Raw genomic sequence first — 22,411 nt, 5'->3', positions numbered from 1 at the left:
TCACATCACCGGTCGGGTGTCGGCCAGCAGCCGGTCGATCTCGTCGGTGACCCCGGTCCGGCTGGCGAACGTGGCCTGGATGATCGTGCGCCCGCGCCGGTCGAGCGCGCCCCAGCGCTGGGCGTCGTCGACGATCAGGAACGCCACCGGGTGGATCATGATCGTGTGGTGTACCGGCGGCACCAGCACCCGCCCGGAGCGGTCCACGACCCCCTTGCGCCCGTCCAGCGACACCACGGCGAGCCCCTCGTCGCTGAACCCGTCGATGTACCGGCCGTCCAGCAGCGCCGTGGCGAACCCGTCGTACTGGAACTGCACGACGATCCGCCCGACCCCGTCGACGGCACCCCAGTGGTGGCCGCGGCGCACCGCCGCCACCCCGCGCCGGAACGGCCGCACGTCGTCGAAGCCGGTCGAGATCAGCACCGCGTTGCTCTTGTCGATCGCGATCCACCGGGTGGTGCCGTCGCGGGAGACCCACGCGATGCCGTCGGAGAAGCTCCCGACGCCGATGTACCCCGCCGACGGCTCGATCAGCACGTCCCCGCCGTCGTCGATGAGCTCCCAGGTCTGCGCGCCCTGCCGCTGGACCCAGGCCACGCCGTCGCGGAACGGCTGCACGTCGAGGTAACCGGGCCCGATGACGAAGTTGCCGTCGGGCTGGATGTACCCCCACCGCTGGGTCTGCTCGTCGAACGCGGGGGAGGGAGCCTTGCGGATCTGCAGGATCTCGTCGCGGGAGCGCGGGTACGGCCCCCAGCCCTTCTCCGCGACCCGCCGGAACACCGCGTCGAGCGCGAGCTCGGTCTGCGCGATGAGCTCCGGGTCCTCCTCCTTGCGCAGGTCCAGGGCGCGCTCGAAATGGTTGCAGGACTCCATGTAGCGGCCCTGGTCGTACGCGCACTTGCCCGCGTGTTGGTGCATCGTCGCCCGCAGCCGGTCCGGCAGCTCCGAGGAGTTGGCCAGCGTGAAGAGCCGGTCCGCCTCCTCGAACTCCTCCCGCCACTGCAGCACGTGCGCCAGGCGGGCCTGGGCGATCGCGATACGCCGCAGCTCGCCGGTGGCCTCGGCGTGGGCGAGCGCGAGCTTGCCGTCCGCGAACGCCTTCGGCAGGTCGCCGAGGATGCGCGACACGACCGCCCGCAGGCTCAGCAGCCGCGCCCGGGTCGGGTTGTCCGCGACCCCGTTGAGCTTGGCGGTGAGCTGGTCGCGGATGTCGGTGAGCTGCGTCACCTCGTCGCCCTCGATCTGCTCCCGCAGCGTGTCGGGGTCGAAGCGCCACACGAACGAGGCGAGCACCTGCTCCGGGTCGGGCCCGCCCGGCGCCTCGGCCCGCGGCCCCGGCGGCGAGGTCGGCGCGATGGCGGCCAGCTCCGGCGGGAAGCCCTCGGCACCCGGCCGCACGATCGGCAGATACCCGGTCGCCTGCAGCCCGTCGACCCCGGCCCCGGTGACCCGCCCCGACTGGTACGACCCCATCGTCGTCTGCGCGGCCACGGCCGGCGGCGGGGCGTCGGTCACCTCCACGAACTCGACCCGGATGCCGGTCCCGGAGGTCGTCGGCTCATTCGGCGCGTTACGCCCGGTTTGTCCGGCCGAGTCGTGATCCTGCCCACCGTGCCGCGGCGTGTGAGCCCCGCCACTGACCGGCGCGCTGCTGACGGGCGCGTTCCGGGGTGGCGCGGCGTGCATGGGGCCCCCACTGGCGGGCGCGCTGCTGATGGGGGCGTTCCGTGGCGGCGGGGCGTGCATGGGTCCGCCGCTGGCCGGGGCGCTGCTGACGGGAGCGTTCTGCGGTGGCGCGGCGTGCATGGGGCCCCCACTGGCGGGCGCGCTGCTGATGGGCGCGTTCCGTGGCGGCGCGCCGTGCATGGTTTCGCCGCTGGCCGGAGCGCTGCTGATGGGGGCGTTGCGCGGTGGCGCGCCGTGCATGGTTTCGCCGCTGGCCGGGGCGCTGCTGACGGGAGCGTTCTGCGGTGGCGCGGCGTGCGTGGGGCCCCCGCTGACGGGCGCGTTGCTCGTGGGCGCGCTGCTGACCGGGGCTGAGCTGACCGGTGCGGCGCTGACCGGGGCGTTGCGCGGGGTGCCGTAGACGCCGCTGCCGCCGACGCTGGCCCGCCCGGACGACCGCGCGGGGGAGCCGCCCTGCTGCTGCGGGTTGCCCTGCGGTCCGCGGGGATGCGCGGGGGAGCCGCGGCGTACGCGCGGCACCTCGTCGGTCGGCTCGTCCAGCGCCCGGCTGCGCGGCCGCCCGTACGCCGTGCCCGGCGCCGGCCGGCCGTATCCGCCCTGCTCGGGCTCGCCCGCCCGCCCGCGCGGGTCGGCGTAGGGGTCATAACCCCCATAAGGGTCGTAACCGCCCGGGCCCCGCTGGTCACGGGGATCCCGCTGGTCACGGGGGTCGTGCGACGGGCGGTCGTCATAGCCACGCTGGCCGTATCCGCCCGGGCCTCGCTGGTCACGGGGATCCCGTTGGTCACGGGGATCGCGCGACGGGCGGTCGTCGTAGCCGCGCTGGCCGTATCCGCCCTGGTCAGGGCCTTGCGGACCGCGCTGGCCGCGCCACTGCTCGGCCTCGTCGCGTCGCTGCTCCGGCACCCGGCCCCACCCCACGGTCGGCGTGGCCGCCCAGGTGGGCGCGGCGGTTCCCGGCTCTTCTCCCGGGTACTCGTCGCTCACAGCTTCCGCTCTCCTCGCCGCACTCCGGGCACCATCATGCACCGGCGCCCGCCACACGCCTACCCGGTGAAAATCGTGGTCGGGTTGCGAAGGGAGGGTAAGGCTTGGAGCCCTCCCACCGCCACCGTCGCTGCTCGATTCGTGACCCGACCAGCGGCGGGGTCAGATGGCCTCGCCGATCTTGACCTGCGGCTTCGGGTTGCGGATGAAGCGGAAGGAGATCGAGCGCATCACGGCGTAGAGATACAGCGATCCCATGCGATCCTTGGCGTCCGGGAAGCGCTGCCTGACCAGCTTCTTCACGGTGCGCGAAATCAGGATGCCGTCGACCACGGTGGCCAGGAGCATGACGAAGAACAGCGCGTTGGCCGCGATGTAGATCTGCGGGTTGAGGTTGCGGTTGAAGCCGACGAGCATCACCAGGAACGTCGTGCCGAAGAAGAACGTGCCGATGGTCCGGCGTGAGTCGACGATGTCGCGCACGAGCTTGCGGACGGGGCCCTTGTCCCGGGCGAGCAGGTAGCGCTCGTCGCCGTTGGCCATGCCCTCACGCGCCTCGACGCGCTCCTGCCGCTGTTTCTCGCGCAGGCGCTTGGCGGCCTCCCGCCGGTTGGCGGCGGGCGGCTCGGGGACCCGGCGCCCCGCGATGACCCGCTTCGGGGTCTTCTGACCGAGGTCGCGCTTGCTCGGCGTGTGTCCCTTCTGGGACACCTCGGACTCGGACTCGGTCACCGCGACCGAGGAGGCGGGCTCTTCTGACTTACGGCGAAACAGCGACGGCACGCCACGAAGGGTAGCCGACGCCGCCGAAGATCAGCACCGTCGGCTACCTCTCAGCCGGATTCCCTCAGATAGCGACCTAGCCCAGCTCGACGTGGGCGCCCAGCGCGTTGAGCTTGCCCTCGAAGTCCTCGTAGCCGCGCTGGATGAGCTTCACGCCGTACACCCGGGAGGTCCCCTCCGCCGCCAGCGCCGCGATGAGGTGGCTGAACCCGGCCCGCAGGTCGGGGATGACCAGGTCCGCCGCGTGCAGCTTCGACGGCCCGGCGATGACCGCCGAGTGCATGAAGTTGCGGCGCCCGAAGCGGCAGGGGGTGCCGCCGAGGCACTCGCGATACGTCTGGATGGTCGCCCCCATCTGGTTGAGCGCCGCGGTGTAGCCCAGCCGCCGCTCGTACACCGTCTCGTGCACGATCGACAGGCCGCGGGCCTGCGTGAGCGCCACGACCATCGGCTGCTGCCAGTCGGTCATGAACCCGGGGTGGACGTCGGTCTCCATCGCCACGGCCTTGAGCTCGTCGCCCGGGTGCCAGAAGCGGATGCCGCCCTCGCCGGGCGTGTCGTCGATCTCGAACGCGCCGCCGACGGACGTGTACAGGTTGAGGAACGTCATCATGTCGGCCTGGCGCGCGCCCTTGACGAACACGTCGCCGCGGGTCGCCAGCGCCGCCGCGGCCCAGCTCGCCGCCTCGATGCGGTCCGGGATCGGGCGGTGGCGGTAGCCGGTGAGGCGCGGCACACCCTGGATCTCGATCACGCGGTCGGTGTGGACCTTGATGATCGCGCCCATCTTCTGCAGCACGCAGATGAGGTCGATGATCTCCGGCTCCACGGCCGCGTTGCGCAGTTCGGTGACGCCCTCGGCCCGCACGGCGGTGAGCAGGATCTGCTCGGTGGCGCCGACGGACGGGTACGGCAGCTGCAGTTTGGCGCCCTTGAGCCCGTCGGGCGCGGTGATGTCCATGCCCTTCTCGGACTTGTCCACGACCGCCCCGAACTCGCGCAGGGCCTGGATGTGGAAGTCGATCGGCCGGCCGCCGATGTTGCAGCCGCCCAGGTCCGGGATGAACGCGTGGCCCAGGCGGTGCAGCAGCGGGCCGCAGAACAGGATCGGGATGCGGCTGGAGCCCGCGTGGACGTTGATCTCGTCGACGTTGGCCGACTCGACGTCGGAGGTGTCGAAGACGAGCTCGCCCTCGAGCTCCCCGCGCTTGACCTTCACCCCGTGCAGCTCGAGCAGGCCGGTGACCACCTCGACGTCGCGGATCGCGGGCACGTCGTAGAGCCGGCTCGGGGTCTCACCGAGCAGCGCGGCCACCATCGCCTTGGAGACGAGGTTCTTGGCACCGCGCACACGGAGCTCACCCTTGAGCGGCGTGCCGCCGTGCACGGTGAGGACGTCACCGGCGTCGTAGTTGGTCACGGAACCCCTCCTGCAGGCAGGAACGAAGAAGCAGGACGCTGATACGCAGCGTGACGAAAAGCGCGGAGTCGCGCCGCGTCGCCCGCGCAGCATATCCACATCTACTGCATGCAGAAGTCGGCCGCACGTCAGCCCTGGCACGAAGACGGGACTCCGACAACGATCACCACACAGGGTGATGAAGTCATATGCGCTACGGCAGTGCCAGCATCCGGTCCAGCGCCACCCGCGCGTAGTGAGCCGTGTCCCGCTCGACCGTGATCTGGTTCGGCACGCGCCCGGCGACGAGCTCCTCCAGCGCCCACACCAGGTGCGGCAGGTCGATGCGGTTCATCGTCGAGCAGTAGCAGACGTTGCGCTCCAGGAACGTGATCTGCTTGTCCGGATGCGCCAGCGCCAGGCGCCGGACCAGGTTGAGCTCGGTGCCGACCGCCCACGCCGAGCCGGCCGGGGCATTCTCGATCATGCGGATGATGTACTCCGTGGAGCCCACGTGATCCGCCGCCGTCACGACCTCGTGCCGGCACTCGGGGTGCACGAGCACGTTGACCCCCGGCACCCGGTCCCGCACGTCCTGCACAGCGTCGAGCGTGAAGCGCCCGTGCACCGAGCAGTGCCCGCGCCAGAGGATCATCTTCGCGGCGCGCAGCTGCTCGTCGGTGAGCCCGCCGTCGGGCTTGTGGGGGTCGTACAGCACGCAGTCGGACAGCTCGAAGCCCAGCTTGAGCACCGCCGTGTTGCGCCCGAGGTGCTGGTCGGGCAGGAAGAACACCTTCGAGCCCTGCTCGTACGACCAGCGCAGGGCGGTCTCGGCGTTGGACGAGGTGCACACCACACCCTCGTTGCGCCCGACGAAGCCCTTGATGTCGGCGGAGGAGTTCATGTATGTGACCGGCACCACATCACTGGTGATGCCGATCGCGGCGAAACGCTCCCAGGCCTTCTCGACCTGCGACAGGACGGCCATGTCGGCCATCGAGCACCCGGCGGCGAGGTCGGGCAGCACGACCTGCTGCGCGTCGGAGGTGAGGATGTCGGCGCTCTCGGCCATGAAGTGCACGCCGCAGAAGACGATGTACTGCGCGCCGGGCCGGGCGGCGGCCTCGCGCGCGAGCTTGAAGGAGTCGCCGGTCACGTCGGCGAACTGGATCACCTCGTCGCGCTGGTAGTGGTGGCCCAGCACGAAGACGCGCTCGCCGAGCGCGGCCTTGGCGGCGCGGGCCCGCTCGACCAGGTCCGGGTCGCTCGGGGCGGGCAGGTCGCCGGGGCACTCGACACCCTTCTCGGCGTCGGGGTCGGTGCCGCGGCCCAGCAGCAGCAGCGCGGTGGCGGTTGACGACGGTTCAGCCCAGGTCACCCGTCGATTTTCCCACGGCACTTCACCCCCGGGACTGTGACATGCGCGATGGCGGCGACAATGACCGGATGCGCGTGCTCGTGTGCCCGGACAAATTCGCCGGCACGATCTCCGCCCCCGGCGTGGCCGAGGCCTTCGCGGCGGGCTGGCTCGCCGAGAAGCCCGGCGACGAGCTGGTCCTGCGCCCGCTGTCCGACGGCGGCCCCGGCTTCGTCGCCGTCCTGGCCGCCGCGTTGCCCGCCGCCCGGCGCCTGACGGTCCCCACCACGGACCCGCTGGGCCGGCCGGTCGAGGGCGAGGTGCTGCTCGACGGCGAGACCGCGTACGTCGAGAGCGCGCAGGCCTGCGGCCTGCACCTGCTCGCGGAGCACGAACGTGACCCGAACCACACCACGAGCTTCGGCCTGGGCCCGCTGGTCCTCGCCGCGGTCGAGGCCGGCGCCCGGGAGATCGTCGTCGGCCTCGGCGGCAGCGCGACCAACGACGGCGGGGCCGGCCTGCTCGCCGCGCTCGGCGCCGCGCCGCTTTCCGCCGCCGGCTACGCGCTGCCCTACGGCGGGGCGGCCCTGGCCGCCTGCGAGTCCCTCGGCGGGGTGCCGAGGCTGCGTGAGGCCGTCCTGGTCGCCGCCACCGACGTGGACAACCCGCTGCTGGGCCTGTCCGGCGCCAGCGCCGTCTACGGCCCGCAGAAGGGCGCGAGCCGGGAGGACGTGTTCACCCTCGACGGGGCGCTGACCCGTTTCGCGGCGGTACTGCAGGATCTTCCGACCGCTCCGGCGGGCCTCGCCGAGCTCCCCGGCGCGGGCGCCGCCGGCGGTCTCGGCGCCGCCGTCCTGGCCCTCGGCGGCCGGGTCGAGTCCGGCATCGGCCTGGTCCGCCGCCTCACCCGCCTCGACGACGAGCTCGACCGGGCCGCCCTGGTCGTGACCGGCGAGGGCTCCTTCGACGAGCAGTCGCTGCGCGGGAAGGTCGTGGCGGGTGTGGCGAACGCCGCACGCGACCTGGGCGTGCCCTGCGTGGTGCTCGCCGGCCGGGTCGACGCGGGCCGCCGCGAGGCCGCCTCCATCGGCGTGACCGAGGCCCATTCCCTGGTCGAGCACTTCGGCAGCGTCGCCACGGCGCTCACCCGCCCCGGCGACGGGCTACGTGAACTCGGACAACGGCTGGCCCGACAGTGGAGCCGGTAGCAGAAATCGTGTCACTATGGGTTGGGAATGCCTCCGGGAGCCGCGGTGTTGGCACCTGGTGGAACTGTAGACATCACCGCAGGGAGCTTTGATCGTGACCGCTTCGCAGCTTGCCGAGCCCGTTCAGACGGACAACCCGGCCGGCATCGGCCTCACGGCGGATGCCGCTGTAAAGGTGAAGGGCCTGCTCGAGCAGGAAGGCCGGGATGACCTGCGCCTGCGCGTCGCGGTGCAGCCCGGCGGCTGCTCCGGCCTGCGCTACCAGCTCTTCTTCGACGAGCGCTCGCTCGACGGGGACAAGGTCAGCACCTACGACGGCTTCGAGGTCGTCGTCGACCGCATGAGCGTGCCCTACCTGACCGGCGCGACGATCGACTTCGCCGACCGCATCGACGCCCAGGGCTTCACCATCGACAACCCCAACGCCCAGGGCTCCTGCGCCTGCGGCGACTCGTTCCACTAAGAACCTCCGCTCCACCGGACCTCTGCGGATGGTCCTCTCCGCCGCGCCTGCTCCAGGCCTTTCTGCCAGATTTTCAGACGCTCGGCCGCCCAACGTCGCACGTGGGCGGCCGTTCGGCGTCCTGACGGTAGTCTGTCGGGGCTCTTTTCCTAAACCATCCGCCCGCCCGACCATCGAGGTTCTCCATGAAGATCGCCGTCACCGGCTCGATCGCGACCGACCACCTGATGCACTTCCCGGGCCGCTTCGCGGAGCAGCTGCTCGCCGACCAGTTGCACAAGGTGTCGCTGTCGTTCCTCGTCGACGACCTCACGGTCCGGCGCGGCGGGATCGCCGCCAACATCGCCTTCGGCATGGGCCTGCTGGGCCTGCGCCCGCTCCTGGTCGGGGCGGTCGGCGCCGACTTCGCCGACTACCGCAGCTGGCTGGCCCGCCACGGCGTCGACTGCGACTCGATCTACGTGTCCGAGATCGCCCACACCGCCCGGTTCGTGTGCACCACGGACGAGGACATGAACCAGATCGCCAGCTTCTACGCGGGCGCGATGTCCGAGGCCCGCAACATCGAGCTCGGCCCGGTCCAGCGCCGCGCCGGCGGCCTCGACCTGGTGATCATCGGCGCCAACGACCCGGTCGGCATGATCCGCCACACCGAGGAGTGCCGCGAGCTGGGGATCCCGTTCGCCGCGGACATCTCCCAGCAGCTGGCCATCATGCCCGGCCCGGAGATCGCCAAGCTCGTCGACGGGGCGGCGTACCTGCTCACGAACGAGTACGAGAAGGAGCTGCTCGAGTCGAAGACCGGCCTGACCACCGAGGTCCTGCTCGACAAGGTCGGCATCATCATCACCACGCTGGGCAAGGACGGCGCGCTCATCCGCAGCCGCTCCCTCGACGCCGAGATCCGGGTCCCCGCCATCCGCGGCGTCCAGACGGTCGACCCGACCGGCGTCGGCGACGGCTTCCGCTCGGGGTTCTTCGCCGCCCTGTCCTGGGGCCTGAGCCTGGAGCGGGCGGCTCAGACCGGCTCGATGGTCGCGGCGCTGGTCCTGGAGACGGTCGGCCCGCAGGAGTACTCCATCCAGCGCGACGAGTTCACCAAGCGCCTCGCCGACACCTACGGCGACACGGCCGCCGACGAGATCCGCGCCCACCTGCCTGCCTGAACTATCCCTATCGACTTGATAGGAATCGGAGTATCGTGATCGCCGTGACGTACGTTGTCCTGGCGGTCCTGGCCGCGGCGACCGTGGCCGGCCTGCTGTACCGGGCCCGCTACGGTCGCCTCCGCGCCGCGGCCGGCGACCTGCCGCCCGGCCTGATGCCGGAGCCGGCCGGCAAGGTGACGCTCCTGCACTTCACGTCGGCCACCTGCGCCCCGTGCCGCCAGGTGCGCGCGGTCTGCGCCGACGTGGCGGAATCCCTGGACGGCGTCCGCCACGTCGAGGTCGACGCCGACGAGCACATCGACGCCGTGAAGAGCCTGGACATCTGGCGCCTGCCGACGCTGCTGGTCGTCGACCGCGCGGGCCGGGTGGCCGGCCGGGCGGTGGGCGTGCCGGACCGCTCGGCCCTGCACCGGACGGTGACGGAGGTGCTGACGGCATGAACGGCCTGGACCCGAGGGGTCCCCGCTTCGCGGCGGTGCTCACGACGATCGTCCTGGTGGCGATCCTGCTGACGTCCAGCGGCTGGCTGGCCCTGGCCCAGGCGGTGATCTTCGCCATCGGCGCCGTCAACCCCCGCCTGACCCCGTATGCCCTGCTCTACCGCTACCTGATCGCCCCGCGCCTGACCCCGCCGGCAGAGCGGGAGGACCCGGCCCCGGTCCGTTTCGCCCAGGCGGTGGGCCTGACCTTCACAGCGGTGACGGCGGCGTCCTACCTGGCCGGCGCCACGGTCCTGGGCGCGGTCTTCGCGGCGTTCGCCCTGGTGGCAGCGTTCCTGAACGGCTTCTTCGGCCTGTGTCTGGGCTGCGAGGCCTACCTGCTGATCCGCCGCCTCCGCAACTCCCGCGCCCCAGCCTCCTGATCGCGCCGCTGGTTGAACGATCGCCGGCGTACTGCGGAGTGTGCTGGTGAGCAATGCTCATCGCCCCGAACATGGCTTGATCCGTAAGTCCGTCCGCGAGCGTGGCCGCCCGCCCGCGCACCGCAAGCTCGCGGCCGCCCATGCCCGTCGCCAGCGCCCACTGCACCCGTGTGCGACACGCAACCCGTCGTCGCCGCCGGCGGAACTACGGCCCCACCCGGATAGGGCCCTTTCCGAGCGCGATGGCCGCCCAGGATCGAGATCGCGGCCCCGGCCGGCGGGCCCGCCTCCCGCGAATCGGCACCCCTGCCGACGCGCGGCCGACGGGTCGCGACGCGGGCGGTAGCGAGGTTCCGGCCCCGTTGACCCCTTCGACCGGCGCAGCCCCGGCCCCGGCCGCCCTGGAGGAGTTTCGGGGCTGCCGGGGCGGAACCGTGGAGCACAGCGCTCCGCCCGGCGCCGGACGTGCGGCCGCGGGGCCGGGCGGAGCGCTGTGCCCCACTGCGGTCGCGGGGCCGGCGGTGGCGTGGTTCGGGGCTGCGGGAGCGTGGCCGGGGGCCCATGATGGCCGCGTGAAGGTCGCATGGGACGTCCGCGAGGCGCAGCCGCCCGTTCCGTCGCGCTCGGTTGTCGACGGCGATCCGGCGGCTGTGCCGGTCACGCTCCGGGTGTTCGGGCGCGGGCGGCGTGAGATCTTCGTCCGCATCCGCCGGGTCCGGCTCCCGCTCACCGAGGCGCAGGCCGCCGAGTTCCGGCGGTTCGAGCGGCTCGTCCGCGTGTTCTGGAACGTCGAGGCCGCCTACATCGTCGCGCTCGTTGGCCTCGTCGCGGGCGCGATGCTCGGTGTGCTGCCGGCCTCGGTGCTGCCTGCCGCCTTCCCGGTGCTGTTCGCGCTCGCGCTGGTCCTGGTCGCGTTCCGGCTGTTCTCGCGGCCGCTTCGGCCCCGGCAGTATCCGATCCTGCCCGTCGCCTGGCCCAGGGGGACGTTCCTGGTCGAGGTGCGTGAGGTGTGGCCGTCGGTGGCGCAGGAGTGGCGGCTCATGGCGGGAAATCGGGTCGAGGTAATCGACTAGCGGGGCGAACACGGGCTTGTGGCTGGGTGCCGCGTCCGCTTCTCTCACCCTACCCCACCCAGAAAAATCCTCAAGATCGAGAATTCCCAGCGTGACCGCCTAGAGACGCACCGTGTGGCGGTCGCCCTCCGTGGAGACGAACGTGTGGTCGCGCATGCGGCACCAGGCCGGGATGTCGACCGCGGCGGCCGGGTCGTCGGCCAGGACCGCGATCTCGGTGCCCGGTGGCTGCTGGGCGGCCAGCTTGGCCAGCATGATGACCGGCAGCGGGCACCGCTTGCCCAGCGCGTCGATGACAAGTGTCACAGGCCGGCCTCCGCGCGGGCGGACGTGACCAGCTCTGGCAGCACCGCCAGGAACGAGCGTACGTCCTCGGCGGAGACTCCACTGTGGAGCGAGACGCGCACGTTGCCGTGGGTGAGGACGCCCATCGCGGCCAGGACGTGGGACGGGCGGAGGGTGTCCGACGTGCACGCCGAGCCCGACGAGACCGCGAACCCGGCCCGGTCCAGGGCCTGCAGCAGCACCTCGCCGTCGACGTAGAGGCAGGAGAAGGTGACGATGTGTGGCAGGCGCTCGTCCGGTTCGCCGACCACCTCGACGTCGGGGACCGTCGCGGCGACCGTGCGGCGGATCTCGTCGACGAGGGCACGTTGCCGTACGGACTCCTGCTGCGCCTCCTCGGCGACGGCCCGCAGCGCCGCGGCGGCCGCGACCACCGCGGGCACGTCCGTCGCCCCCTCGTCCCAGGGGGACTCCCACCGGGTGCCCTTGCGGACCGCGAGCAGGCCGACGCCGGCCGGGCCGCCCCACTTGCGGGCGCTGCCCGCCAGCAGCGACCAGCCCGTGGGCAGCGGCGCGCGGCCGATCGACTGGGCGGCGTCGACCAGCAGCGGCACCCCGGCCGCGGCGCACAGTTCGGCCGCCGCGGCGACCGGCTGCACGGTTCCCACCTCATGATTCGCGCTCTGGACCGCCGCCAGGGCCACTTCCGGGGAACTCACCGCGGATGCCAGCGCGCCGAGGTCCACCACGCCGGTGCGGGAGACGGGGACCGGGACCGCGTCGTCGCCGGCGGCCTTGATGACCGCGGAGTGCTCGACCGCCGTGTGCACCACGACGCGCCGATCGCGGGAGCGGCGAACCCCCGCCACGGCGCGGCGCACGGCGTCGGTGCCACCAGCGGTGAAGTGCAGCTCGTCAGGGCGGACGCCGAGGACCCCGGCCGCGGTCTCGCGGGCGGCGTCCAGCAGCCGCCGGGCCCGCCGGGCCGGGGTGTGCAGGCGGCCGGGGTCGGCCCAGCCGTCGTCGAGTGAGGCCTGGAATGCTTGCCACGCAACGGGATGCGGGGGAGCGGCGGTAGCCGAGTCCAAGTAGACGCCCACCCGGGCAACGGTATCGCGACCCGGACACGGCCACCCCAAGCCGGGCGGACCGCACATGGTCGAGTACGCTCGCCAGCGTTGGTGAGGCTTGCCGTGAGAAGCTACCCGAGAAGGGGTTTCACGGCGCTGCTAAGGAGGCAGGAGCAGGTGGTCTCAAGAGGTTTGAGCCCCGCGCGCGCCATCGGGCTCGCCGTCTCGGCCGTCGGGGCGACGACCCTGCTCGCCGGTTGCTCCGTCGAGGACACGTTCAGCGGCTTCGGCTGGCCCAAGGGCATCACCGAGCAGGGTGACCGGATGTACGACCTGTGGATCGGGTCGGTCGTCGCGGCGCTCGCCGTCGGGGTGTTCGTCTGGGGTCTGATCTTCTGGTGCGTGGTGCGCTACCGGAAGCGGGGCGACGAGCTGCCGCCGCAGACGCGCTACAACATGCCGTTCGAGATTCTCTACTCGGTGGCGCCGTTCGTGGTCATCGCCGTGTTGTTCTTCTACACCGCGGTCATCCAGACCGACGTGGACCGGCTCTCCAAGAACCCGGACGTCACCGTCGAGGTGGTCGCCTCGAAGTGGAACTGGCAGTTCGTCTACCCCGAGACCAAGGGCCCGGACGGCCGGCCGATCACCACGGTCGGCGCGGACGACTACATCCCGGTCCTGGTGCTCCCGGCCGGCAAGAGCGTCCGGTTCAAGGAGAACTCGCGGGACGTCATCCACTCGTTCTGGGTGCCGGACATCCTGTTCAAGCGCGACGTCATCCCGGGCGTGGAGAACCAGTTCGAGATCCGGCTCAAGGACAACGCCCAGGGTGCCTACGTCGGGCGCTGTGCGGAGCTCTGCGGGACGTATCACTCGATGATGAACTTCGAGCTGCGCGTCGTGACCCCGGAGCAGTACTCGCAGTACCTGTCCCTGCGCACGTCGGGCAAGAGCACGCCGGAGGCGCTGGCGTCGCTGGGCTTCCCGAACAACGGTTACGCGACGACGACCCACCCGTTCGAAACCGACCGCACCAAGCGGTCCTCGAGCTGAGAGGCGAACGGCGATGAAGTCTGAGAACCGTCTCTTCTTCGTGCTGGCGTTGTTCCTGTTCGCCATGGCCGGGCTCTACGGCTGGTGGACCAACGTGGCCTCGCCCGAGCAGACCGGTCACCAGGGCGTCGAGTGGATCGGTGTCGTCGCGCTCATCCTGTCCGGCCTGCTGCTGACCATGATCGGCGGCGCGCTGTGGCTGATCTCGCGGCGCATCGAGCCGCGTCCGGAGGACCGCGCCGACGCCGAGATCGCCGACGGCGCGGGTGACCTGGGCTTCTTCAGCCCGGGCAGCTACTGGCCGTTCGGCCTGGCGCTCTCGGCGATGATCGCGAGCCTCGGCCTGGCCTTCGACCAGTGGTGGCTCGTCGCGGTCGGCCTGATCTCGGTGCTGGTCGCCACCTGCGGGCTGATGTTCGAGTACTACACCGGCACCCGGCGGGGCGCCGAGCACTGAGCAACGCACGGAAGAAGGGGGCCCCGGGTGGGCCCCCTTCTTCGTTTGGTCTACCGCTCGGCCATGGCCTGGGCGCGCTGACCCTTGGCGAGCAGGTCCGCCGCCTTGTCCAGGGCCGCGTCGGACAGCTGGACGCTGCCGAAGAGCGAGACGGCCTGGTAGTACGTCCACGCGAGGCTCGTGCAGGCCGGGCGCACGAACGCGTTGTACGTGGCGCACTTGGCCTTGAGGTCGAAGTAGAACGAGTCGTCGATCCGGCTCTTGTTGGCCGGGAACGCCCCGACGGCCTTGTAGTTGCGGTAGCCGAAGTCGTGGCGCTGGCAGGGTAGCCGGAAGTCGAAGCCGAGCGGCTGGTCGGGGCTGGACGTGCAGTAGTCCGTCGTCCAGTCGAAGCCGTACGCGGCCCAGGCCGACTGGTGCTGGCGGGCGTTGTTCCAGGCGTTGTAGCTGGTCGCGGTCGGCTGGGACCAGGAAGACATGATCGCCGGCTTGTCGGCGGGCACGGCGGCGTGGGCGTCGGTGGCGGCGCCGAGGGCGAGCAGGAGGGCGGCAAGGGCAACGGCGAGACGGCGGAGCTTCATGGCCGGGATTGTTCCGCGTCTATATTGCAGACGGTGGATTCCCGCGCCAAGCGGTCCTTGCCGGGAGCTGAACGGAGGTTCAGGCCGCTCGGTGTAGCAGCACGCGCGGGCGCCGGTCCATGAGCAGGATCACCGGCGCCACCACGATCGCCGAGCCGCAGGCCGTGCAGGCCCGGTCCGGGCAGGTCGCGCGGGGGTGGTCGGTGCAGGGCGGCCGTTGGAAGGTCCGCGTCCGGCCGCAGGTGTCGCAGTGCAGCTCCATGCGGCCACGGTCGCATCGCCGCCCGTCACAGTGCCGGACCCGCCCCCGCGTGTCAGGTCACTTTTTGGCGGCAGCTTTGGCGGCGGACGGCGGCTGGAAGGCCTCGTCGCTCACGCTCGGGGTGCTGTACTGCAGAATCAGCTCGGTCGTCTTCCCGGCGTCGGACGTGCCCTGGAAGTAGGCCAGCAGCCCCGCCGGGTTCACGCAGGCGGTCTCGGTGCGGATCCCGCTCGCGGTGACCGACACGCACTGCGCGTCGCCGCGCTTGGACGCCCCCGAGCGCACCTCCTGGCCCTGCGCGATTGTCGCGAGCCGCCCCAGCGCCGCCTCCGGGGCCATGAACTCGCCCCCGAACGCCACGCTGATGGCCTTGGCCTCGGTGGGGGACATCGTGTCCGCCCCCGGCCCCTCCTGGCACGTCACGGGGGGCGTGACGGGCTTGCGGCCCTTTGCCGGCGACGGGGCCGGGCCGGTGGTGCACAGGTACGTGCCGTCGGGGGTCGAGATGTACGTCACGCCCGCGCTGCGGTACGCCCGCCGCGGCGCCGACTGCGAGACCGTCACGATCGCGCCGGAGGGGGTCGCGTACTGCAGCGTCGCGTCGCTGTCCAGCCCCAGCACCAGCCGCGAGGCGAGCGAGTCGACCATCTCCAGGGCCGGGTTGGCGGGCTCCGGCTGCTGCTTGGCCGGGGCCGCGCACGACTTCGCCATCATGCCGGCGAAGCCGAGCGTCAGCGCCCCGGCCACGACGGCGGAGAGGATCGCCTTCTTCGGGTTGCTGCGCGGCAGTTCGGCCATGCCCAACCAACGGGGCAGCGGCGCCGCAAGTTGCGCTACTTGTCCGATTCGGCGGGCTTGAACGCGGCCCAGCGCTCGGCCAGCGCCGTCGCCGCGCCTGAGTCCACGGCCGTCGCTGCGCGCTGCAGACCGGCCGCGAGCTGGTCCTTCAGGCCGCCGACGGAGAGCCCGCCGGCCCGCGCGGCGATCGCCGCGGCCGCGTTGAGCAGCACCGCGTCGCGAACCGGGCCGGGCTCGCCGGCGAACATCCGCCGGGCCACCTCGGCGTTGTGCGCCGGGTCGCCGCCGCGCAGGTCGCCGGGGCCCGAGCGGGCCAGGCCCAGCTCGGTGCTGTCGAAGACGGTCTCGGTGACCGTGCCGCCGCCGACGATCCACACCCGGGTCGGGGCCGCCGTGGTGAACTCGTCCAGGCCGTCCTCGCCGCGCACGAGCAGCACCGAGAAGCCGCGCCCGGCCAGCACGTCCGCCATCACCGGCGCCATGCGCAGGTCGAAGCAGCCGATGGTGGCCGCCGTGGGCTGGGCCGGGTTGGTCAGCGGACCGAGGAAGTTGAACACCGTCGGCACGCCCATCTCGCGGCGCGCCACACCGGCGTGGCGCATGCCCGGGTGGAAGCGGGCGGCGAAGCAGAAGCCGATCCCGACCTCCGCCACGCAGCGGGCCACGTCCTCGGGGCCGAGGTCGATGGGGACGCCGAGGCGCTCCAGCAGGTCGGCCGCGCCCGTGGAGGAGGACGCCGCCCGGTTGCCGTGCTTGACCACCGGGACCCCGGCGGCGGCGGTCACGACCGCGGCCATCGTCGAGATGTTCACGGTGTTGGCCCGGTCGCCGCCGGTGCCGACGATGTCGACCGCCGCCTCGCGCAGCGCGTCGCTGATCGGCATCTTCGCGCCCAGCTCGAGCATCATCTCGGCGCACCCGGCGACCTCGGCGGGCGTCTCGCCCTTGGCGCGCAGGGCGATGACGAACGCGGAGGTCTGCACAGGCGTCGCGGTGCCGGTGAAGATCTCGCCCATCGCCCACCGGGCGTCCTCGGTGGACAGGTGTTCCCCGCGCAGCAGGGCGGTGAGCAGCGTCGGCCAGGTGCGGTCGCCCATGGCGGCCTCCAGAAAGAAGGTGTCCTACTTACCGGCGGATGGCGGGGTATGCGCGGAGCAGGGCGGAGACGGTCTCCCCGGTGGTGACGGGGTCGAGCGGGTACATGATCGTGCCCTCGACCTTCGCGTAGGACGCGAGCCACCGGTCCGCGGCGCGGGCGATGGCCAGCACGACCGGGGGCGCGTCGGCGATCTCGTCCTTGAGCTGCCGGGCGATGCCCAGGCCGCCGCCGGGGGTGGCCTCGCCGTCGAGCACCAGCAGGTCGACGTCGGTGTCGTCGACGAGCTTGACCACCTCGGCGTAGGTCGAGGCGTCGACGAACTTCACCGTCAGGTCGGCCGCGGGGCGGGTGCCGATGGCCAGCCGCATGCGGTCGCGGACCTCGGCGTCGTCGCTGTACAGCAGGACAATGTGCTCGCTCATGTGCGCGCTGCTCCTCGTGTGGCGTCTGCCTCGGGGATCGTACCGTCCGGGGTAATCGCGATTCCCGTGCGGGCCGACCACTGCTCCTCCTCGCGGCGCAGCTTCTCCTCGCGGTCCAGCGCCCGGTCGACCCGCGTGGCCTCCCGGTCCGACTGGCGCATCCACTGCACGACGAGCACCGCGAGCATCGTCACCGAGACCAACTCGCCGCCGGCCCACAGGATCCCGCCCGCGACGACCTGGTCCGCGGCGGGATCGCTCCAGCTCAGGTGCAGCGAGGGATACCAGTCCCCGCCCAGCAGGGTCTTGCTCTGCATGATGGTGAGCCCCAGCACCGTGTGGAACGGCGTGGACAGGAACATCAGCAGCGCGCGGGCCGGGTAGGGCCAGCGCCCCGGCAGCGGGTCCAGGCCGACGAGCGGCCAGAAGAACAGGCAGCCGACCGCGATGAAGTGCGCGTGCGTGAGCTCGTGGACCCACTCGTGGCGCATGGTGAGCTCGTAGAGGCCAGTGAAATAGAGCACGAACGGCGTCACCACGAAGAAGCCGTACGCCACCAGTGGAAACGCCAGGATGCGCGCGACCCGCGAGTGCACCACCGCCAGCAGCGTGCGGCGGCCGCGGGGCGGCAGCGTGCGCAGCGCGAGGGTCACCGGAGCGCCCAGGGCCAGGAAGATCGGCGCGATCATGGACAGCACCATGTGCTGCACCATGTGGACGCTCAGCAGCGTCGTGTCGTACTCCTCGACCCCGCTCATCGTGACAGAGGCGATGGCTCCCAGGCCGGGGAACAGGAACAACAGGGTCCGCGCGAGCGGCCAGGGGTCGCCGCGGCGGCGCAGCCTCGCCACGCCGGCCAGGTAGAGCCCGGCGGCGGCGAGCAGCACCAGCGTCAGCCACGACACGTGGAAGGAGCCGAGGATCGCCGAGGCGGTCGGCGGGCCCGATTCAGCAGCTTGGAGCACGTCCCCAGACTATGCCGCCGCACGAATCGTCCGTGTCTGGTGGACCCCGCGCAAACTCGGTGATGATCGGGGGCAATAATGACGCTGTGACTGCGGCCCCAGCGATTGCCAAGAGCCAGATCCACTCACTGACCAGGCCCAACATGGTCAGTGTCGGGACGATCGTGTGGCTCTCCAGCGAACTGATGTTCTTCGCGGCACTGTTCGCGATGTACTTCTCCATCCGCGCGGCGGCGCCGGAGCTCTGGGAGAGGCACACCGAGGCACTGAAGATTCCCTACGCCCTGACGTTCACCGTCATCCTCGTGCTGTCGTCCATCACCTGCCAGATCGGCGTGTTCCGCGCCGAGCGCGGTGACGTGCACGGCCTGCGGCGCTGGTTCGCGCTGACGTTCGTCATGGGCCTGATCTTCGTGCTCGGCCAGGTGAACGAGTACCGCACCCTCGTCAGCGAGGGAATCAAGATCAACGGTGACGGCTACGGCTCGATGTTCTACCTGACCACCGGGTTCCACGGGCTGCATGTCACGGGCGGCCTCATCGCCTTCGTCATCTATCTCATCCGAACGACGATGGGCCGGTTCACCCCGGCGCAGGCCACCGCGGCCATCGTCGTGTCGTACTACTGGCACTTCGTCGACGTGGTCTGGATCGCACTGTTCGCAATGATCTACTTCCTGCAGTAGCCGTCGGGCCGCGTCACGCTCCTGACCCTCAGCCAGGTATCCCTCAGTACAACCACCACCGATAAACCACCGAGGCGACATAGGTGATGACGACAAAGGTGAGGCAATGACTTCTGAGCAGAGCAAGCGGCCGCCGGCCCGGCTGGTGCCGGGCGGCCGGCGCGCGGCGCGGGGCAAGCTTCGCCGACGGCTGGAAGCGGCCGTGCGCCTGATCGCCGCGCTCACGATTGTCGGCGGCCTCTACAGCGCGTACGCCCCCGGCGTCGGCCGCGCCGAGGAGGCTCCGGCCCTCTCCGATGCCGCCAAGCACGGCAAGGAGCTCTACGACACCAGCTGCATCACCTGCCACGGCACCAACGGCCAGGGCGTGCAGGACCGCGGTCCGAGCCTCATCGGCGTCGGCTCGGCGGCCGTGGAGTTCCAGGTCAACACCGGCCGCATGCCGCTGGCCCGCCAGGAGGCGCAGGCCGAGCGCAAGCCACCGATGTACAGCGAGAAGGACGCCGCCGACATCGGCGCCTACATCCAGGAGCTGGGCGGCGGCCCGCAGCTGCCGAGCGCGGCGAGCCTCGACGCGGACGTCAAGAAGGCGCAGTCGGACCCCAAGACCCTCGCCCACGGCGGTGAGCTGTACCGCGTCAACTGCTCCTCCTGCCACGGCTTCTCCACCGGCGGCGGCGCGCTGAGCTCGGGCAAGTTCGCCCCGACGCTGCAGCACTCCACCAACCGCGACATCTACGGCGCCATGCTGACCGGCCCGCAGAACATGCCGGTGTTCGGCAACAACCAGCTGAGCCCGGACGACAAGGCCGCGGTCATCGCGTACATCCAGAACCTCAACAAGAACTCGCAGACAGACCCCGGTGGCTGGAACCTCGGTCGCTACGGCCCGGTCCCCGAGGGGCTCGTCATCTTCCTCGTCGGTATCGCGGCGCTCGTGTTCGCCACGCTGTGGATTGCAGGGAAGTCATGACCACCCACACCGCTCCCACCGAGGAGCAGTTCGACGCGAGCGACCCCAGCCACACCCGGTTCGACCTCGTCAGGGAGGGCGCCCGCCGGGACGGGGTCGAGATCGTGCACTACGCGCCGCGCTTCCCCGTGCCGGGCACCAAGGCCGAGAAGCGCATCGAGCGCACGCTCGCGTTCCTGTTCCTGCTCACCGGGCTCATGGGCACCGCGTTCGTGGTCGCCTACATCGCCTGGCCGTGGCACTACGGCCACGGCGACGAGACCTACCAGAAGCTGTTCCCGTACTACACCCCGGTGCTCGGCGCGACGCTCGGCCTCGCGCTGCTGACCCTGGGCCTGGGGATCATCACCTGGTCGAAGAAGCTCCTTCCGGAGGAGGTCTCGATCCAGGAGCGCCACGACGGCCCGTCGGAGCGCACCGAGCAGCTGCTCACCGCGGCGACGATCGTCAACATGGGCGACGAGCTCGGCCTCAAGCGCCGCCGCTTCGTGGGCCTGGCGTTCCTGGCCGGCGCCGCCCCGCTGGGCGCGGTCGCCGGGGCGGTGCTGGTCGGCTCGCTGATCAAGGCCCCGACCCAGGACGGCGAGAACGTTTTCTTCACCACCGGGTGGGACCCGAAGAAGAACGGCGGCAAGCCCGTCCGCCTCACGCACGAGGACGGCACCCCGATCCGCCCGGCCGACGTCAGCGTCGGCGGCCAGATCACCGTCTTCCCGGGCATCCCCGGCGGCGCGACGAACAAGTACGCGGACTCGCCGACCCTGCTCATCCACCTGCGCGAGACCGACTCCGCCGAGACGCTCAAGAACGTCAAAGCGGTCAACCAGGGCTCGCAGTGGCAGAACTTCGTGGCCTACTCGAAGATCTGCACCCACGCGGGCTGCCCGGCCAGCCTGTACGAGCAGCAGACCAACCGCCTGCTGTGCCCCTGCCACCAGTCGCAGTTCCAGATCACCGACAACGCGCGGCCGATCTTCGGCCCCGCCAGCCGGGCGCTGCCGCAGCTGCCGATCACGGTGGACGATGAGGGATATTTCGTTGCGACGTCCGATTACCGGGTTGCCATCGGACCGGCCTTCTGGGAGCGGCCATGAAACGGCGTAAGATCGACGTCCGGGCCCTTCCGGCCAAGTCCGCCGGCGCGCTGGACGAGCGGTTCCAGGCGGCCACCCCGCTGCGGCGGCTGCTGAACAAGGTCTTCCCCGACCACTGGTCGTTCCTGCTGGGTGAGATCGCGCTCTACTCGTTCATCGTGCTGCTGCTCAGCGGCATCTTCCTCGCGCTGTTCTTCGATCCGTCGCTGCGCGAGACGGTGTATGACGGCAGCTACACCCCGCTGCGCGGCGTGGAGATGTCGCAGGCGTACAACACCGCCCTGCACCTGTCCTTCGACGTGCGCGGCGGCCTGTTCATGCGCCAGATGCACCACTGGGCGGCGCTGCTGTTCATGGCCGCGATCGTGGTGCACATGTTCCGCGTGTTCTTCACCGGCGCGTTCCGCAAGCCGCGCGAGGCCAACTGGATCGTCGGCGTGCTGCTGTTCTGGATGGGCTTCCTGGAGGGCTTCGGCGGCTACTCGCTGCCGGACGACGCGCTGTCCGGCACGGGCCTGCGCATCGCCAGCGCCATCATGCTGTCCATCCCGATCGTCGGCACCTGGGTGACCACCTCGCTGTTCGGCGGTGAGTTCCCGGGTGAGGTCATCCTCGACCGGCTCTACATCGTGCACGTGCTGCTCGTCCCCGGCGCGCTGCTCGCGCTCATCAGCGTCCACATGGGCCTGCTGGTGAAGCAGAAGCACACGCAGTGGCCCGGCCCCGGCCGGACCAACGAGAACGTGGTCGGCGTGCGGATGTTCCCGGGCTTCGCGGCCAAGGCCGGCGGCTTCTTCATGATCGTGTTCGCGATGATCGCCGCGCTGGCCGGCCTCTTCCAGATCAACCCGATCTGGCTGTTCGGCCCCTACAAGGCCGCGGTGGTCTCGGCGGCGAGCCAGCCCGACTGGTACGTCATGTTCCTGGACGGCTCCACCCGTCTGTTCCCCGCGTGGGAGATCCGGTTCGACCTGTTCGGATGGGGCGACGGCTACACCATCCCGCCGATCTTCTGGCCCACGGTGGTGCTGCCCGGCATCCTGACGATGCTGCCGATCTTCTATCCGTTCATCGAGGCCCGGTTCACCAAGGACAAGGCCGTGCACAACCTGCTCGAGCGGCCGCGGGACAACCCGTTGCGCACCGCGCTGGGCGCCATGGCGATCTCGTTCTACGTGGTGCTGCTGATCTCGGGCGGCAACGACGTGCTGGCCGACAAGTTCCACATCAGCCTCAACGCGATGACCTGGGCCGGCCGCATCGGCATGCTGGTCATTCCGCCGCTGGCCTACTACGTGGCGTACCGCATCGCCCTGGGCCTGCAGCAGCACGACCGCGAGGTCCTCGCGCACGGCGTGGAGACGGGCATCATCCGGCGCATGCCGGACGGCCGCTTCGTCGAGGTGCACCAGCCGCTGCCGTCGGGTAACGGTCACGCCGAGGGCGATGCCCACCACGGTCTGGAGTACGGCGGCTGGGTCGTGCCGAAGAAGATGAACCGCCTGGGCGCGCTCGCCCCGACGGTGAAGGGCTTCTTCTACCCGATCGAGAAGGCGGCGCCGCCGGCGAAGCCGGCCCCGCGCCAGGTCTCCGACTCTGACCGCGAGGAGATCACCACGGGCCACTGAGCCCGGTGACGCGCGAAACGGCCCCTGACGCGATGCGTCAGG

25 protein-coding genes are annotated in these 22,411 nt (G+C 71.2%); 13 read left to right on the top strand and 12 right to left on the bottom strand.

Annotated features, from left to right (window positions below):
- On the bottom strand, positions 1-1,527 hold the full coding sequence (locus ACQPY0_RS49295; RefSeq protein ID WP_432977567.1) for a WG repeat-containing protein: 1,527 nt from the start codon (positions 1,525-1,527) through the stop codon (positions 1-3).
- A 163-nt stretch (positions 1,528-1,690) separates the two neighbouring features.
- On the opposite strand from ACQPY0_RS49295, the gene ACQPY0_RS49290 reads away from it, so the two are divergent.
- On the top strand, positions 1,691-2,092 hold the full coding sequence (locus ACQPY0_RS49290; protein WP_432977564.1) for a hypothetical protein: 402 nt from the start codon (positions 1,691-1,693) through the stop codon (positions 2,090-2,092).
- 749 nt (positions 2,093-2,841) lie between these two features.
- On the opposite strand, the gene ACQPY0_RS49285 is transcribed toward ACQPY0_RS49290, so the two are convergent.
- From ACQPY0_RS49285 to nadA, 3 genes are all read right to left on the bottom strand, one after another.
- Positions 2,842-3,462, bottom strand: a complete 621-nt coding sequence (locus ACQPY0_RS49285; protein WP_432977561.1) for a DUF3043 domain-containing protein — start codon at positions 3,460-3,462, stop codon at positions 2,842-2,844.
- A gap of 76 nt (positions 3,463-3,538) precedes the next feature.
- Complete coding sequence (murA, locus tag ACQPY0_RS49280; RefSeq protein ID WP_432977558.1) at positions 3,539-4,882, bottom strand: UDP-N-acetylglucosamine 1-carboxyvinyltransferase; 1,344 nt, start codon at positions 4,880-4,882, stop codon at positions 3,539-3,541.
- 193 nt (positions 4,883-5,075) lie between these two features.
- Entirely contained in the window at positions 5,076-6,239 is a 1,164-nt protein-coding gene (gene nadA / locus ACQPY0_RS49275) for a quinolinate synthase NadA (RefSeq protein WP_432977556.1), read from the bottom strand.
- Between the two features lie 68 nt (positions 6,240-6,307).
- Here nadA and ACQPY0_RS49270 point away from each other — a divergent pair, with 68 nt between their 5' ends.
- From ACQPY0_RS49270 to ACQPY0_RS49245, 6 genes are all read left to right on the top strand, one after another.
- Positions 6,308-7,426 (top strand): glycerate kinase family protein, encoded by a 1,119-nt coding sequence (locus ACQPY0_RS49270; RefSeq protein ID WP_432977553.1) that lies wholly within the window; start codon positions 6,308-6,310, stop codon positions 7,424-7,426.
- Between the two features lie 94 nt (positions 7,427-7,520).
- Positions 7,521-7,889, top strand: coding sequence for a HesB/IscA family protein (locus ACQPY0_RS49265; RefSeq protein ID WP_432977550.1), 369 nt, complete (start codon positions 7,521-7,523; stop codon positions 7,887-7,889).
- Between the two features lie 185 nt (positions 7,890-8,074).
- On the top strand, positions 8,075-9,055 hold the full coding sequence (locus ACQPY0_RS49260; protein ID WP_432977547.1) for a carbohydrate kinase family protein: 981 nt from the start codon (positions 8,075-8,077) through the stop codon (positions 9,053-9,055).
- A gap of 44 nt (positions 9,056-9,099) precedes the next feature.
- Positions 9,100-9,498 (top strand): TlpA family protein disulfide reductase, encoded by a 399-nt coding sequence (locus ACQPY0_RS49255; protein ID WP_432977544.1) that lies wholly within the window; start codon positions 9,100-9,102, stop codon positions 9,496-9,498.
- Positions 9,495-9,920, top strand: a complete 426-nt coding sequence (locus ACQPY0_RS49250; protein WP_432977541.1) for a DUF4395 domain-containing protein — start codon at positions 9,495-9,497, stop codon at positions 9,918-9,920. The genes ACQPY0_RS49255 and ACQPY0_RS49250 overlap by 4 nt, the downstream gene beginning before the upstream one ends.
- Before the next feature lie 572 nt (positions 9,921-10,492).
- The gene (locus ACQPY0_RS49245; protein ID WP_432977538.1) at positions 10,493-10,993 is read left to right on the top strand and encodes a hypothetical protein; all 501 of its coding nucleotides are present in this window, start codon (positions 10,493-10,495) and stop codon (positions 10,991-10,993) included.
- A 99-nt stretch (positions 10,994-11,092) separates the two neighbouring features.
- On the opposite strand, the gene ACQPY0_RS49240 is transcribed toward ACQPY0_RS49245, so the two are convergent.
- The gene (locus tag ACQPY0_RS49240; RefSeq protein WP_432995722.1) at positions 11,093-11,248 is read right to left on the bottom strand and encodes a sulfurtransferase TusA family protein; all 156 of its coding nucleotides are present in this window, start codon (positions 11,246-11,248) and stop codon (positions 11,093-11,095) included.
- Positions 11,249-11,295: 47 nt separating this feature from the next.
- Complete coding sequence (locus ACQPY0_RS49235) at positions 11,296-12,378, bottom strand: cysteine desulfurase family protein (protein ID WP_432977535.1); 1,083 nt, start codon at positions 12,376-12,378, stop codon at positions 11,296-11,298.
- 147 nt (positions 12,379-12,525) lie between these two features.
- Between ACQPY0_RS49235 and ctaC the strand changes: the two genes are divergently transcribed.
- Positions 12,526-13,404, top strand: coding sequence for an aa3-type cytochrome oxidase subunit II (gene ctaC, locus ACQPY0_RS49230; RefSeq protein ID WP_432977532.1), 879 nt, complete (start codon positions 12,526-12,528; stop codon positions 13,402-13,404).
- A gap of 13 nt (positions 13,405-13,417) precedes the next feature.
- A complete protein-coding gene (locus ACQPY0_RS49225) occupies positions 13,418-13,861 on the top strand; it encodes a cytochrome c oxidase subunit 4 (protein ID WP_432977529.1) in 444 nt (147 codons plus the stop codon).
- Positions 13,862-13,911: 50 nt separating this feature from the next.
- Here ACQPY0_RS49225 and ACQPY0_RS49220 read toward each other — a convergent pair whose 3' ends face one another.
- The 6 genes from ACQPY0_RS49220 to ACQPY0_RS49195 form a co-directional block, all read right to left on the bottom strand.
- Positions 13,912-14,442 carry a phospholipase gene (locus ACQPY0_RS49220; RefSeq protein WP_432977526.1) on the bottom strand — a complete coding sequence of 177 codons (531 nt, stop codon included), beginning with the start codon at positions 14,440-14,442 and terminating at the stop codon, positions 13,912-13,914.
- A 79-nt stretch (positions 14,443-14,521) separates the two neighbouring features.
- Positions 14,522-14,704 (bottom strand): hypothetical protein, encoded by a 183-nt coding sequence (locus tag ACQPY0_RS49215; RefSeq protein WP_432977523.1) that lies wholly within the window; start codon positions 14,702-14,704, stop codon positions 14,522-14,524.
- A gap of 57 nt (positions 14,705-14,761) precedes the next feature.
- Positions 14,762-15,502, bottom strand: coding sequence for a hypothetical protein (locus tag ACQPY0_RS49210; RefSeq protein WP_432977520.1), 741 nt, complete (start codon positions 15,500-15,502; stop codon positions 14,762-14,764).
- Between the two features lie 35 nt (positions 15,503-15,537).
- Complete coding sequence (gene trpD, locus ACQPY0_RS49205) at positions 15,538-16,599, bottom strand: anthranilate phosphoribosyltransferase (protein WP_432977517.1); 1,062 nt, start codon at positions 16,597-16,599, stop codon at positions 15,538-15,540.
- Between the two features lie 28 nt (positions 16,600-16,627).
- Positions 16,628-17,023, bottom strand: a complete 396-nt coding sequence (locus ACQPY0_RS49200) for a hypothetical protein (RefSeq protein WP_432977514.1) — start codon at positions 17,021-17,023, stop codon at positions 16,628-16,630.
- Positions 17,020-17,988, bottom strand: coding sequence for a cytochrome c oxidase assembly protein (locus ACQPY0_RS49195; protein ID WP_432977511.1), 969 nt, complete (start codon positions 17,986-17,988; stop codon positions 17,020-17,022). Before ACQPY0_RS49195 ends, ACQPY0_RS49200 begins: the two co-directional genes overlap by 4 nt.
- A gap of 86 nt (positions 17,989-18,074) precedes the next feature.
- Here ACQPY0_RS49195 and ctaE point away from each other — a divergent pair, with 86 nt between their 5' ends.
- From ctaE to qcrB, 4 genes are all read left to right on the top strand, one after another.
- Positions 18,075-18,674, top strand: coding sequence for an aa3-type cytochrome oxidase subunit III (ctaE, locus tag ACQPY0_RS49190; protein ID WP_432977508.1), 600 nt, complete (start codon positions 18,075-18,077; stop codon positions 18,672-18,674).
- A 106-nt stretch (positions 18,675-18,780) separates the two neighbouring features.
- Positions 18,781-19,647 (top strand): cytochrome bc1 complex diheme cytochrome c subunit, encoded by an 867-nt coding sequence (gene qcrC, locus ACQPY0_RS49185; protein ID WP_432977505.1) that lies wholly within the window; start codon positions 18,781-18,783, stop codon positions 19,645-19,647.
- Positions 19,644-20,741, top strand: a complete 1,098-nt coding sequence (qcrA, locus tag ACQPY0_RS49180; protein WP_432977502.1) for a cytochrome bc1 complex Rieske iron-sulfur subunit — start codon at positions 19,644-19,646, stop codon at positions 20,739-20,741. Before qcrC ends, qcrA begins: the two co-directional genes overlap by 4 nt.
- The gene (gene qcrB / locus ACQPY0_RS49175; protein WP_432977499.1) at positions 20,738-22,369 is read left to right on the top strand and encodes a cytochrome bc1 complex cytochrome b subunit; all 1,632 of its coding nucleotides are present in this window, start codon (positions 20,738-20,740) and stop codon (positions 22,367-22,369) included. Before qcrA ends, qcrB begins: the two co-directional genes overlap by 4 nt.
- The last annotated feature ends 42 nt before the right edge of the window (positions 22,370-22,411 follow it).

The sequence above is a fragment of the Dactylosporangium sp. CA-233914 genome (assembly GCF_050942935.1).
In the GTDB taxonomy this organism is placed as follows: Bacteria; Actinomycetota; Actinomycetes; order Mycobacteriales; family Micromonosporaceae; genus Dactylosporangium.
This window is presented reverse-complemented; position numbering and strand designations above follow the sequence as displayed.